The sequence below is a fragment of the Nocardia sp. NPDC024068 genome (assembly GCF_040638875.1).
GTDB lineage: Bacteria > Actinomycetota > Actinomycetes > Mycobacteriales > Mycobacteriaceae > Nocardia.
In genome coordinates this window covers 1-12,615 of record NZ_JBEZYU010000094.1, presented here as the reverse complement: position 1 = coordinate 12,615, position 12,615 = coordinate 1, and the positions used below count along the sequence as shown (strand labels likewise).

Below are 12,615 nucleotides of genomic sequence, written 5' to 3'. Positions count from 1 at the left end.
GAGGGAGCGCAGCGACCGACCGGCGGGAGTGAAGAACCGGGTTAATAGGGCCCCACCCTCGAGCGGCGGAGCCGCTCCAAAATTACAGCCCGACCTATGACGGAGGCGTCGATCCAAACTCCCCTTGGCGGTGGGGTCGCTTCAACCCCCTCCCACCCTCCGCGAAGGGGTCGCTCCAAAATCACAGCCCCCTCGAGGCGCGGAGCGCCTCCAACATTCCAGGCAGAATAAACAGCATGCAGAAACCGACCGGTAGTAGTGCGGTGCTCGAGTCCGCTTCCGGGGGGACCGCACCCGGCGGCCCGGCGGGTTCCCCGGGTGTTTTCGCGACTCTTACCGATGAGGAAGCCAAGAAGCGCGACCTGTGGCGGATGAAGGCCATGGCGACGGGCCTGCTGGCCGTGGCGACGGTGATCTATCTGGTCTGCCGGTGGCTGGAGTCGCGGGGTGGGGCGGGTGACTGGGTCGGCTATGTGCGGGCGGCTTCCGAGGCGGGGATGGTCGGCGCGCTCGCGGATTGGTTCGCGGTGACGGCGCTGTTCCGGCATCCGCTCGGGCTGCCGATTCCGCATACCGCGATCATTCGCCGGAAGAAGGACCAGCTGGGCGCCAGTTTGGGTGATTTCGTCGGCACCAACTTCCTGTCGCCGGAGGTGGTGACGGCGAAGGTGAATTCCGCGCAGATCCCGTGGCGGATGGGCCGGTGGATGGCCGCACCGGGGAATGCCGCCCGGGTGGCCGACGAGAGTTCGACGATTCTGCGCGCGGTGGTCGGCGCCCTGCGGGATGAGGATGTCGAGCAGGTGATCGACAACACCATCGTGAAACGGATCGCCGAACCGCAGTGGGGTCCGCCGATCGGCCGGGTGCTGGCCGAGTTGCTGGCCGACAATCGTCAGTTGCCGCTGCTGGATCTGCTCGCCGAGCGGGCCCATCAGTGGGCGCTGGGCAGTCAGGAGACCGTCGACCGGATCGTGCTGGGCGAGGCGCCGCAGTGGGCGCCGAAGTTCGTCAACGTGCTGTTGGCGGAGAAGGTGTACCGGGAGCTGGTCGAGTTCACCTGGAAGGTCCGGTCCACCCCCGATCACGAGGTCCGGCTGGCGGCGAACCGCTTTCTGGAGGAATTCGCGGACGACCTGCAGTACGACGAGGCCATGATCGCCAAGGCCGAGCGCATCAAGACCGAGATCATGGGCCGGGAGGAGATCACCGGTCTGGCCGAGGCCACCTGGCGGGCCGCCAAACGGCTGATCCTCGAATCCGCGGACGACCCCGACAGCACGTTGCGCCGCAAGGTGGCCGAGAACGTGCAGCAGCTGGGTGAGCGTCTGCGCGACGACACCGAGACCCGGACGAAGATCGATGGCTGGATCGAGCGGGGCGCCCGCTATCTGGCCGCCAACTACGCCGACGAGATCGCCACCATCGTGACCGATACGGTCGCCCGGTGGGATGCGGAAGAGGCCAGTAAGAAGATCGAGGTGCAGGTGGGTCGCGATCTGCAGTTCATCCGGATCAACGGCACGGTGGTCGGGAGTCTGGCCGGGTTGATGATCTACACGGTGTCGCATCTGATGTTCGGCGGATGACCGCGCCGAAGCCAAATCAACCCCTGCTAACAAGAGTGCTTGCAATAGCTAGCACCCTGTTCTATCGTTGCGTTCGTACAACGCCAGAAGGTGAGTGATGGCCGACCAGTCCGAGGTTTTCAGCCAGCGCACCGACGATCCGGCCGTGTCGGCCGGCGCCGGCGACAAGGCAGCCCGCGTCGTCAACGCGGCGCAGGACATCGGCGGGTTCATCAGGGCGCAGCGTGAGGCCGCTCAGGTCTCGTTGCGTCAGCTCGCCCAGCTGGCGGGGGTCAGCAACCCGTACCTCAGTCAGATCGAGCGCGGGTTACGGAACCCCTCGGCCGAAGTGCTCGCCCAGATCGCCAAAGCGCTGCGAGTGTCTTCGGAGGTGTTGTACGTGCGTGCCGGCTTTCTCGAGCAGCGGGCGCACAGTCCCGTCCGGGACGCCCTGCTGGCCGATCCCGCGATCAGCGAGCGGCAGAAACAGGTGCTCCTGGACATATACGAGTCGTTCCGCCGGGAGAACGGGCCGGAGGAAACGCTCGACCGGGACAGCGTTGTTCCACAACCGACCACCGATGCTCCACGCCAGGAGAGCGATATAAATGACCGAGAAGAACACCACCGCTAAGCCGTTGTTCGCCACTGTCGGTGCCACGGACGCCGTGTACGCCGCGGTCGTGGACGCGGTGACCCAGGTCCGGGGACGCGCAACCGATGTCAACGGCCGGGTCGATGTGGCCCGTGAGCGCTTCGCCGGGCTGCCTGCCGATGTGCAGACCCAGTTCGAGCAGATCCGTACCCGGCTGTCGGAGCTGCCGTCCGAGCTGCCCGAGGATCTCGCCGAACTGCGGGAGAAGTTCACCGCCGAGGAGCTGCGCCGGCTCGCCGAGCAGTACTACCGCCAGGTGGTCGATATCTACTCCGATCTCGCCGTGCGCGGTGAGGAGACCGTCGACCGGCTGCGCGCGAACCATCTCGTCGAAGAGCAGGTCGGCCGGGTCGAGAGCTTCTACAAGGATGCCAGCGTCCGGGCCGAAGAGGTGCTGGGCCGGGTCAACGGCCTGATCGGCCGTCCCGGCAAGGACGAGACCGCGGACGATGCGCCGGGCGTGGCGGCGGACGCCCCCGCCACGCCCGACGTCCTCGACGCCGAAGTCGTCGAGCCCGCTCCGGTTCCCGCGCCCACGCCGGCTCCGGCGAAGAAGGCTCCCGCCGCCAAGAAGGCCCCTGCCGCGAAGAAGGCCACCCCGAAGAAAGCCGCACCGAAGGACATCTGATCGGGCGGAGAGGGCTCGCGCCCCCGTGCACCTGTGGTGCGCGGGGCGCTGCTCTTATCATGGTGGGGTGGAACAGGTGTATGGCTTGACCGGGTGGATCATGCTCGCGCTACGGCTGTTGGCGCTGGGCGCGACCGTATTCGCGCTGGTGCACGCCGTGCGCCAGCGTTCCGACGCGTTCACCGCGGTCGACAAACTGACGAAACCGATCTGGCTGGGGATTCTGGCCGTGGCGGCGCTGTTGCTGCTGGTGGGGTCCTCCGGGCTGGGGCTGCTGGCGTTCATCGCGATCATCGCGACGGGGATCTACCTCGCCGATGTGCGGCCGAAACTGGACGAAGTCCAGCGCGGCCCGCGCTGGTAGGACGCCTTCGCGGCGGGGCCGCGACACCCGGGTGGCAGGGCGCGACTCCAAGGGTTACTGTGTCAATCAGTAACACAAAGGAGTGTGCCGATGCGCGCGACGATGCCGAAGGCGGCCCTGGGCGCCGTCGCGGACCAGATCGAGAGTCTGTTCGAGGTCCACCGTGCCGGACTGCGTTCCCGGGGCGGATACCGCAACCCGGCACTGAATCCGCCGCGAGTGGAGCACGAGGTCATCGAGACCCGGGCCGCGGACGGCGCCCGGCTGCGAGTACACGCCTACGGCCCCGCCGATGCCCCGCCCGTGGTCCTCGTCCACGGCTGGACCTGCTCGCTCGAGTACTGGAATCCGCAGATCAACGAGTTCGCCGGGCGATACCGGATCATCGCGTTCGATCTGCGCGGGCACGGGGAGAGCGATTTCGGCGCCCCGGAGAAACTGGACTGCCACCTCCTGGCCGACGACCTCTGTGCCGTCCTCGATACGGTCCTGCGCCCCGGTGAGCGCGCGGTACTGGTGGGCCACAGCCTCGGCGCGATGACCCTGCAGGCTTGGGCCGGTAAATATCCGCAGCGGGTCGCCGAACAGGCGCTATCAGTGGTGCTGGCCAATACCGGGCCGCATTCGCTGGTCGCCGAGACCACCGTCGTACCGCTGTTCAACCGGAAGCTGCCGCTGCTGAACCGGATGGTCCCGCTGCCCATGTGGCTCGGCCGCAACGGTCTGGGCGCGCGGATCGTGTTCCCGCCGGTGGCGGCGGTCCGCTGGATTTTCGCCCGCCAGATCATGAGCCTGGCCGCTGATCCGGAGGCGATCGAGTTCGGGATGAATATCGTGCGCTCCTGCCGGTCGCGGGTGCGCTCGGCGTTCGGCGTGCTGCTGGCGGAAATGGACCTCGGTGACGCCGCCCGAAACCTGACCGTGCCCACCACCGTGATCGCCGGCACCGCCGACGATATGACCCCCGCGGTGCATGCCGAGCAGATCGCGGCCTGGCTGGAAGAGGCCGGAAACCTGGTCCGGTTCGTGCTGCTGCCCACCGGCCATCTCGGCAATCTGGAAGCGATCGAGGAGTTCGACGAGGTGCTCGATCAGGTGCTCACCGCGGCGTGGGAGCGGGCCGACGCGGTCGGCTGAGATCCGGGGCCGCGCGGTCGGCCGAGATCCGGCCGAGTATCGGTCGTCGCTACGTTCAGGAGAACACCACGGTGCGGCGTCCGTGCACCAGGACGCGGCTCTCCAGATGCCAGCGCAGTCCGCGGGCCAGGACGACGCGTTCGATATCGCGACCCTGGCGGACCATATCGCTCACCTCGTCGGCGTGGTCCACCCGGATCACGTCCTGTTCGATGATGGGGCCGGCATCCAGTTCGGGCGTCACATAGTGGCAGGTCGCGCCGATGAGTTTCACGCCGCGGGCGAAGGCCTGGTGATACGGGCGGGCGCCGACGAACGACGGCAGGAAGCTGTGGTGGATGTTGAGGGCCCGGCCGGCCCAGTGCTCGCACAGGCCCTCCGGAAGAACCTGCATGAACCGGGCCAGGACCACCGCGTCCGGGTCGTGGCGGTCGACCAGTTCGCGCATCCGCTCGAAGGCCGGTCCGCGTTCGGCCGGGTCCTTCGGGAACGGCACGTGGTGGAACGGAATACCGTGCGCCTCGGTGATCGCGGCGAGGTCGAGATGGTTACCGATCACCGCCTCGATGGTGGACGGCAGTTCACCCGAGGTGGCCCGGCCCAGCAGATCATGCAGGCAGTGCCCCTCCTTGCTCACCAGTACCACCGACCGGCGCCGGACCCCTGAATCGTGCACCTGCCATTCGGTGCGCGGGCCCAGTTCGTCGGCGATGGTGCGGAACCGCTGCCGTAGGTCCTCCACACCGAACGGGACGGTCGAGGCCTTGATGGACTGGCGGGTGAAGAACCAGCCGGTCTCGGGGTCGGAATGGTAGCCCGCCTCCAGAATGGATCCCCCGAACCCGGCGATGAACGAGGTGATGGTGGCGATGATGCCGGGACGGTCGGGGCAGCCCAGGGTGAGCACGTAGCGACGGTCGTCGGCGGCGGGAACGGCGGAAACCATGAGGTCATCCTGACAGGGCGGGCCCGGGCCGCCGTCCGCGCCTCCGGCCGCACCGGTGCGGGAGCCGGTCAGAGCGCGTAGAACGGCTCGGGATAGCGGAACTCGCCGAGGATCTGCGCGTCGTAGGCGGTCAGCGGCCGGATCTGGAAGTGACTCGCCCAGTCCGGCTGGTCCGGGGTGATGCCCAGCCGCTCGGCCGGCTGGAACCCGAAGCGTGGGTAGTACTCGAGACTGCCCAGCAGCCCGACGAGCGATTCGTCCAGCGCGTCCGCGGCGCCCAGCACCGCGTGCATGAGCGCCGCGCCCACACCATCCCGTTGTGCCTCGGCGAGCACCCCGATCGGGCCGAGGGCCAGCACCGGGAAGGGGCCCACCGTCGCCCGGGTCACACAGACATGACCGACCACGGTCTCGCGTGCCACCGCGACCATCGACAGGGTCGGGATCCAGGCCGGATCACTGCGCAACCGGTTCACCAGCGCGACCTCGGGCGGCGCCTCGGGATCTCCGGCCCCGGCGGCGAGTCCGCCGGGTGCGTAGTGCGGCGCGAACGCACTGCGGTGTACGGCGGCGATGGCGGGGGCGTCGACGATGCGTTCGCGGCGGATCAGCAACGGCGTCCTCTCTTCGGCGGCCGATACGAGTGTGCGTGAGCGGTCCGAGGCGCGCAACGGAATTCGCCGCGCGTATGCCAGACTCTGGAGCCATGGCCGATTCGCAGTCGCTGACCAGGTCCGAAGTGGCCGCAATGATCGACCACACCCTGCTGGCGCCGGAGGCGACGAGCGCGGATATTACCGCGCTCGTGGACGAGGCGCGTGAGCTCGGGGTCTACGCCATCTGCGTTTCGCCGGCGATGCTTCCGGTCCGGGCCCCGGGCGTGGTGGTCGCCACCGTCGCGGGTTTTCCCTCCGGCAAACATCATTCGCTGGTGAAAGGAGCCGAGGCGCGGCTGGCGGTGGAGCAGGGCGCGGCCGAGGTGGATATGGTGATCGACGTGGGGGCGGCCCTCGCCGGCGATTTCGCGGCGGTCCTGGCCGATATCATCGTGGTGCGCGAGTCGATTTCGGACCGCGCGGTGCTGAAGGTCATCATCGAATCCGCCGCGCTGCCGGATGAGGCGATCGTCGAGGCCTGCCGGACCGCCGAACAAGCGGGTGCGGATTTCGTGAAGACCTCCACCGGCTTTCATCCCGCGGGCGGTGCCGACGTGCGTGCCGTGCGGCTGATGGCGCAGGCCGTGGGCGGTCGCCTCGGCGTCAAGGCGAGCGGCGGGATCCGGACTGCGGAAGCCGCCGCCGAGATGATCTCCGCGGGTGCGACCCGGCTCGGATTGTCGCGCAGTCGCGCTGTTCTCGACGGTTTCCCGGAATGAGACCGGGGCCGGCCCGCGATCGCGCGCGGGCCGGTGGTCAGCAGGAGGCATTACTACCTTCGGCGGGTGCCGGCAGCTGGGCCTCGCCGCCCGCGAGATCGATCTCGATACCGCTGTCGGTGACCCGCAGCTCGGTCGGTTGCATGCCGAGCGGATAGGTCTGCAGGCTTTCGGTCATCAGATCCACGACGCCCTCGGCCAGGTCGTCCGGTATCCCGAATCCCAGGAACTGCGCCTGGGCGACCGACACATCGACTTTGCCGTCCTGGATCTGGGGCACGACCTGGAGTTCGCCGATACCGCCCAGCACCTTCATGGTGAGGTATCCGGTGGTGGGGTCGGAGACCACGTCCGAGACGAGCCCTTTCAGGGTTTCGCTGATTCCGGTGTTGCTCCAGCTCACATCGGCCGAGGAACTGCCGATCGAACTGCCGCTGGTACTGCCTTCCGGCATCGTGATGTCGTGGAACTGCGCATGCACCTGCATACCGACCGCGGGGCCGAACTCGGCGCCCTCGCTGTCGACATCCATCCGGGAGACCTTCCCGTCCAGCCAGGTGATGAGCAACGGTTTGGCTCCGAAACCGACATTGATCTGGGAGCCCATTTCCTTCTCGAACTGCGAGCTGATGCAGCTCGCGATGCGGTGCCGCGCATAGGCTTCACCGCCGATCAACGCACCGGCCACCAGTACTAGCGCGACGACCAGAGCGATCACGGTGGTCCGGCGGCTGACCTTGGGGACAGACAGGGACTTGGTGGGCATGAGTGAGATTCTTCCCGATGATTCTGTGCCGGCTATGAGGCCCGGATATGGGCATACGGTGAAGGTGTCGACGTCAGCCCCGGTTCCCGGGAATTGATTGTGATCTAGGACACATGGCGACGTCCGCCTGTCCGGCGGGCGCCACCGTGGACCACGGCACTTCGAGAATGTTGTCGCGCAGTCGCCGCCGGACATCACGGACCGGAAAACCCTGCTCCCGCATGAGATCAGCGGCCGCCCGCCAGCGCACCCGCGGACCGTAGGACGCCAGCGCGGCGCTGTGTGCCCAGGCGCGGTCCGCGGCGGTGAGCAGTGTGTGGATCCGTTCGCCGGGGATATTGCGGTGGATGAGTGCCTTCGGGAGTCGCTCGGCCAGATCCGAGGGGCGTCCGACCGTGAGCGGATCCCAGGCCAGGGTCAGCGAACGCGGGCCGGAGTGGTCCAGCACCACCCAGGCGCAGCGGCGGCCCAGTTCGTCACAGGTCCCCTCCACCAGTAACCCGCCGGGCGCCAGGCCCGCGAGAACGGTCTGCCACGCCCCGGCGACCGAAGTCTCCGGGTATTGGCGCAGAACATTGAACGCGCGGACGAGAATCGGGCGCAGCCCCGCCAATTCGAAACCGCCGCGCGCGAAGACCACACCGTCGCGGGCGGGCACGACCCGGGCCGGATCGATCTCCAGACCCACCACCCGGGTATCGGGCCGGACCGTACGCAACCGGGCGGCCAGTTCCAGCGTCGTCCACGGTTGCGCCCCGTAGCCGAGATCCACCACCAGCGGGTCGGCCGCGCCGCGCAGCACAGCGGTGATCCGCGGATCGTGCATGAGCTGCCGGTCGCTGCGCCGGAGCCGGTTCGTGCCGGTGGTGCCGCGGGTGACGGTGCCCAGCGGAACGCTCAGCCGGCGGACTTGTGCTCGTCCAGCCATTTCTGGGTCACTTCGGCCTCGGCGCGGAACAGGTCCACCAGATTCACCAGCATGAGCTGTTCGAGTCGCGGCCCGACCATCGGGATGAAGACCTTGGCCTCCGACGACATCCGCATCGTGCAGCCGGTTTCGGTGGGGAACAGGCTGATGGTGCCGGTGAGGCTGCCCGGCCCGGCCGGGATCGACGCCGAGTACCTGCCGTCGACCTCCGGCCCGAACGGGCCGAAGCTCTCCTTGCGGGTGATGACCATATCCTTGCGCATCACCGACTGGGCGATCTCGGGCAGCACATCGCGGGGCAGGATGTGGTGCAGCACCACGTCGATCCCGTCCTCGCTCGCGTCGAGGGAGACGACCTCGTTGGGGGAGTACTTGCGCATCTCCTCCACTCGTGCCTCCCAGTAATCCCGGTTCGTCAGCGCCGCGTAGAGCTCCTTGGTGGTGTGCAGCGGGTAGCGGGCGGAATAGTCGAGTCGGCGAGCCATGGGCGGTAGGTTACCGCCCATGGCTACGCGCACCCTCCGGCGGCCGACGGTGCGCGTGCGCAGGTAGGAGCGGATCGGCGCCGCTACCCCCGCTCGGCGATCCAGCCGTTGGTGAACTCGGTCTCCTCGGCGAGCAGTTCGGTGAGCCGTTCCCCGATGGCCTCTTCGATCTTGCGGCCGAACAGCGGGATCTTCACCTCGATGGAGCCGGAGATCTCGGCGACCGCCCCGGTGGGCTCGTCGGTCGCGGTGATGGTGCCCCGGACCTCCGCCGGAGCGCCCTCGACGCGGGCCTCGAAACTACCGGTGGTACCCGACCACAGTTCGGTGCGCGGGATGACCAGATCGCCGGGGTGCACGGCGGTGATGGCGGCCGGCAGCAGGTCGGACGGAATGGTCTGCACCACCTCGATCCGTACCTGTTCTTCCTGCACGGTCAGCGAGACGAACTTCGCGTTCGGCCCGCCCACCGCCTCGATGCGATCCCGCCAGTACTGCTCGGTGCAGAACGCCTCACGGATCGCGGTGACCGGGTGGGAATAGCGAGCCGTATACGCCAGCGCTGTAGCCATGACCGAACAGGCTACCGTCTGGTCGTGCGAACTTCTCGGGTTGTCCCGGCGGACGAACTGCGTACCGTGCTGGCCGGAACCGGCGGCCAGGTGCGGCCCGCGGTGCCGCTCGCCGAACTCACCACACTGCGGGTCGGCGGCCCGGCCACGGTCGCCGACTGCGCCACCACCGCGTCGCTGGTGGCCACGGTCCGGGCGCTGGACGCCGCCGGTGTGCCACTGCTGCTGCTGGCCGGTGGGTCCAACCTGCTCGTATCCGATGACCCGGTTCCCGGCGTGGTGGTCCGCGTCGCGAGCGACGGGGTCGAGTTCGGCGCCGACGGGGTCACGGTGGAAGCCGGCGCGAACTGGGATTCGGTGGTGGCGAAAACCGTGGCGGCCGGGTTCGGCGGGCTGGAATGCCTGTCCGGTATCCCCGGCTCGGCCGGGGCCACCCCCGTGCAGAACGTCGGGGCGTACGGCGTGGAGGTCGCCCAGTTGCTGCGCCGGGTGCGGTTGCTGGATCGGGCGTCGGGGCAGACCCACTGGGTGGGTCCCGCGGACCTCGCTCTCGGCTACCGCACCAGCCGTCTCAAGTACACCGATGACGCGGTGGTGCTGGCGGTCGAATTCGCGCTGGACCCGTCCGGGATGAGCGCACCGCTGCGGTACGGGGAACTGGCCCGGATACTGGGCGCCGGCGACGGTGAATCCCGGCCCGCGGCCGCCGTCCGCGAGGCCGTCCTCGGCCTGCGCGCGGGTAAAGGGATGGTGCTCGATCCCGCCGATCACGACACCTGGAGCGCGGGTTCGTTCTTCACCAACCCGGTCGTCCCGGCCGATGCGGTGGACCGGGTGCGTGCGGCCATTCGTGACCATCTCGGTGAGACCGCCTTCCCCACCTACCCGGCGCCTGACGGCGTGAAGTTCTCGGCCGGCTGGCTGATCGAGCACGCCGGTTTCGGCAAGGGATTCCCGGGCCCGGATGCGGCCGCCCGGCTGTCCACCAAGCACACCCTGGCCCTCACCAACCGAGGCGAGGCGAGAGCCTCCGATATCGTGGCGCTGGCGCGCGTGGTCCGGGACGGAGTGGCCGAGCGGTTCGGTGTCGTCCTGGTTCCGGAGCCGGTCACCGTGGGAACGCGGATCTGACACCCATCCGACGGCGTTGCGGGCTCAGGGGCGTCGGGCGAAGCGGCCCGGGCCCGCCTGGTCACGGGGTTTGACGATGATCTGGTCCAGGTTGACATGCGGCGGGCGGTTCGCCGCGAAGGCGACGATCTCGGCGATGTCCTGGGCGACGAGCGGGTCGATGCCCTGATAGACAGCGGCCGCGCGGTCGGCGTCGCCGTCGAAACGAACCAGGGAGAATTCGGTTTCCACCGCGCCGGGTGCGATCTCGGTGAGCCGCACCGGCTGTCCGAGGAGTTCGCCGCGCAGGGTCCGGTGCAGCACCGCCTGGGCGTGTTTGGCGGAGGTGTAACCGGACCCATTGTCGTAGGCGTGGAAGGCGGCGACCGAGGTGATGGTGACGATCAGGCCGTCGCCGGACGCGATGAGTTTCGGTAGCAGGGCCTTGGTCATCCGCAGGGTGCCCAGGACGTTGGTCTCCCACATCCAGCGCCAGTCGTCCAGGTCGGCGTCGGCGACGGTGGCCAGCCCTTTGGCGCCGCCGGCATTGTTGACCAGCACGTTCACCTCGCCGACTGCCGCGGCGAAAGCCTGCACCGATTCGTCGGAGGTGACATCGAGTTCCAGCGCCGTCCCGCCGATCTCCTCGGCCAGCGCCGCCAGCCGGTCTACCCGCCGGGCGCCCACATAGACGTGATACCCCTGTTTCGCGAGTTCCCGGGCGGTGGCCGCACCGATTCCCGAACTGGCTCCCGTGACAACAGCGGTGCGTGTGCTCATGAACCCGATCCTATGATGCGGTCATGGCCATCAGAGAAGCCCGCAGCATCGACGGCACCGGCATCGTCTACCGGACGGGCGGATCACCGGATGCCCCGCCGTTGGTTCTGGTGCACGGGTGGTCGGCGGATCTGCGCTGCTGGGGGTCGGTGTTCGAGGATCTGGCCGCCGATTTCCGGGTGGTGGCGGTCGATCTGCGGGGACACGGATATTCGGATGCCCCGCGGACCGGCTACGACGAGCCGAAGAACTGGGCGGGCGATATCGCGGCCGTACTGGCCGCCGAGTCGATCGAGGCCGGCGCCGTACTGCTGGGGTGGTCCTATGGCGGGATCGTGATCAGCGATTACCTCGCCGAGTACGGGACGGGCGCGGTCGCGGGGGTCGTCTACACCGGGTCGATGGCCAATATCGGCAAGGGGGTGCCGGGCGCCGAGGTCGGGGAGGCGATGCAGCAGGCGATACCGGCGGTTTTCGAGGAGAGTCCCGGGCGGGCGATGCGCGGGTTCACCGCCTTCGGCGATGCCAACACCGGTTCTCGGCGGGACAAGGGGCCGGATGCGCAGCGCTTGTTCGGCGCGAGCCTGGCCACGCCACCGTTCGTGCGCAAGGCGCTGTTCTATCGCACGGTGGACAACACCGAGACCCTCCGGGGTCTGGATGTGCCGGTGCTGGTGCTGCACGGGTCGGCGGACCCGGTGGTACCGGTCGCCGACGGCCGCTATATCGCCGAAACCGCTCCGCTGGGCCGCGCCTCTATCTGGGAGGGCGCCAAGCACGGGCTGTTCATCGAGGACCCGGACCGCTTCGTCACCGAGATCCGCAACTTCGCCTCCGCCGCGTCCACCCACTGACAACGAAAGCGCCGGTCCCCCGCCGCAGGTGGTGTGCGCGCACAAACCACAGGCTGCGGCCTCGAGCACTTACATGGTTCGTGGAACATGCTCAGGTGTCTGGGTGGGCTTGTTGGTGGGGGTGGGGGGCTTTGCTCGTGGGGGTGGGGAGGTGGCTTTGCTCGTGGGGGTGGGGAGGTGGCTTTGCTCGTGAGGGTGGGGTAGGTGGTGTTGCTCGCGAAGGTGGGGTAGGTGGCGTTGCCCGTGAAGGTGGGGCAGGTGACGTTGCTCGCGAAGGTCGGGTGGGTGATGTTGCCCGTGAAGGGGAGCAGGTGACGTTGCCTGTGAAGGTGGGGGAGGTGGCCTTGCTCGTGAAGGTGCTGTGTTTATTGGCGCGCTGGCGCGCGCGGGGTTCGGCCCCCGAAGCGTCTGCTGTCAGCCCTCGAGACTCGTGGCTTCGCCACATGC

At 68.4% G+C, this 12,615-nt stretch carries 15 protein-coding genes; 8 read left to right on the top strand and 7 right to left on the bottom strand.

All coding sequences use genetic code 11. The features are described 5' to 3' along the window. Positions 1–371 precede the first annotated feature (371 nt). From AB0F41_RS30670 to AB0F41_RS30650, 5 genes are all read left to right on the top strand, one after another. Positions 372–1,589 carry a DUF445 family protein gene (locus AB0F41_RS30670; RefSeq protein WP_357429924.1) on the top strand — a complete coding sequence of 406 codons (1,218 nt, stop codon included), beginning with the start codon at positions 372–374 and terminating at the stop codon, positions 1,587–1,589. A gap of 97 nt (positions 1,590–1,686) precedes the next feature. After that, positions 1,687–2,202 carry a helix-turn-helix transcriptional regulator gene (locus AB0F41_RS30665; RefSeq protein WP_357429920.1) on the top strand — a complete coding sequence of 172 codons (516 nt, stop codon included), beginning with the start codon at positions 1,687–1,689 and terminating at the stop codon, positions 2,200–2,202. Then, a complete protein-coding gene (locus tag AB0F41_RS30660; protein ID WP_357429919.1) occupies positions 2,177–2,851 on the top strand; it encodes a heparin-binding hemagglutinin in 675 nt (224 codons plus the stop codon). The genes AB0F41_RS30665 and AB0F41_RS30660 overlap by 26 nt, the downstream gene beginning before the upstream one ends. Before the next feature lie 67 nt (positions 2,852–2,918). Further along, positions 2,919–3,215, top strand: a complete 297-nt coding sequence (locus AB0F41_RS30655; protein WP_357429917.1) for a DUF2516 family protein — start codon at positions 2,919–2,921, stop codon at positions 3,213–3,215. 90 nt (positions 3,216–3,305) lie between these two features. Next, entirely contained in the window at positions 3,306–4,352 is a 1,047-nt protein-coding gene (locus AB0F41_RS30650) for an alpha/beta hydrolase (protein WP_357429915.1), read from the top strand. A gap of 55 nt (positions 4,353–4,407) precedes the next feature. Here AB0F41_RS30650 and purU read toward each other — a convergent pair whose 3' ends face one another. After that, a complete protein-coding gene (gene purU, locus AB0F41_RS30645) occupies positions 4,408–5,298 on the bottom strand; it encodes a formyltetrahydrofolate deformylase (protein ID WP_357429913.1) in 891 nt (296 codons plus the stop codon). 68 nt (positions 5,299–5,366) lie between these two features. Continuing rightward, positions 5,367–5,912: an N-acetyltransferase gene (locus AB0F41_RS30640; protein WP_357429911.1), complete on the bottom strand. Its 546-nt coding sequence runs from the start codon at positions 5,910–5,912 to the stop codon at positions 5,367–5,369. 92 nt (positions 5,913–6,004) lie between these two features. Here AB0F41_RS30640 and deoC point away from each other — a divergent pair, with 92 nt between their 5' ends. Next, positions 6,005–6,673 (top strand): deoxyribose-phosphate aldolase, encoded by a 669-nt coding sequence (gene deoC, locus AB0F41_RS30635; protein WP_357429910.1) that lies wholly within the window; start codon positions 6,005–6,007, stop codon positions 6,671–6,673. Between the two features lie 37 nt (positions 6,674–6,710). Here deoC and AB0F41_RS30630 read toward each other — a convergent pair whose 3' ends face one another. From AB0F41_RS30630 to AB0F41_RS30615, 4 genes are all read right to left on the bottom strand, one after another. Next, positions 6,711–7,439, bottom strand: coding sequence for a DUF2993 domain-containing protein (locus AB0F41_RS30630; RefSeq protein ID WP_357429908.1), 729 nt, complete (start codon positions 7,437–7,439; stop codon positions 6,711–6,713). Between the two features lie 73 nt (positions 7,440–7,512). Then, positions 7,513–8,367, bottom strand: coding sequence for a class I SAM-dependent methyltransferase (locus AB0F41_RS30625; RefSeq protein WP_357429906.1), 855 nt, complete (start codon positions 8,365–8,367; stop codon positions 7,513–7,515). Then, positions 8,337–8,852: a DUF2505 domain-containing protein gene (locus AB0F41_RS30620; RefSeq protein ID WP_357429904.1), complete on the bottom strand. Its 516-nt coding sequence runs from the start codon at positions 8,850–8,852 to the stop codon at positions 8,337–8,339. The genes AB0F41_RS30625 and AB0F41_RS30620 overlap by 31 nt, the downstream gene beginning before the upstream one ends. Positions 8,853–8,935: 83 nt before the next feature. Continuing rightward, positions 8,936–9,424 carry a DUF2505 domain-containing protein gene (locus AB0F41_RS30615; RefSeq protein WP_357429902.1) on the bottom strand — a complete coding sequence of 163 codons (489 nt, stop codon included), beginning with the start codon at positions 9,422–9,424 and terminating at the stop codon, positions 8,936–8,938. A gap of 90 nt (positions 9,425–9,514) precedes the next feature. Between AB0F41_RS30615 and AB0F41_RS30610 the strand changes: the two genes are divergently transcribed. After that, the gene (locus AB0F41_RS30610) at positions 9,515–10,555 is read left to right on the top strand and encodes a UDP-N-acetylmuramate dehydrogenase (RefSeq protein ID WP_357429922.1); all 1,041 of its coding nucleotides are present in this window, start codon (positions 9,515–9,517) and stop codon (positions 10,553–10,555) included. Positions 10,556–10,579: 24 nt separating this feature from the next. Here the strand turns inward: AB0F41_RS30610 and AB0F41_RS30605 are convergent, their stop codons facing one another. Next, on the bottom strand, positions 10,580–11,314 hold the full coding sequence (locus tag AB0F41_RS30605; RefSeq protein ID WP_357429900.1) for an SDR family NAD(P)-dependent oxidoreductase: 735 nt from the start codon (positions 11,312–11,314) through the stop codon (positions 10,580–10,582). Positions 11,315–11,337: 23 nt separating this feature from the next. On the opposite strand from AB0F41_RS30605, the gene AB0F41_RS30600 reads away from it, so the two are divergent. Beyond that, a complete protein-coding gene (locus AB0F41_RS30600) occupies positions 11,338–12,168 on the top strand; it encodes an alpha/beta hydrolase (RefSeq protein ID WP_357429898.1) in 831 nt (276 codons plus the stop codon). Positions 12,169–12,615: the final 447 nt, after the last annotated feature.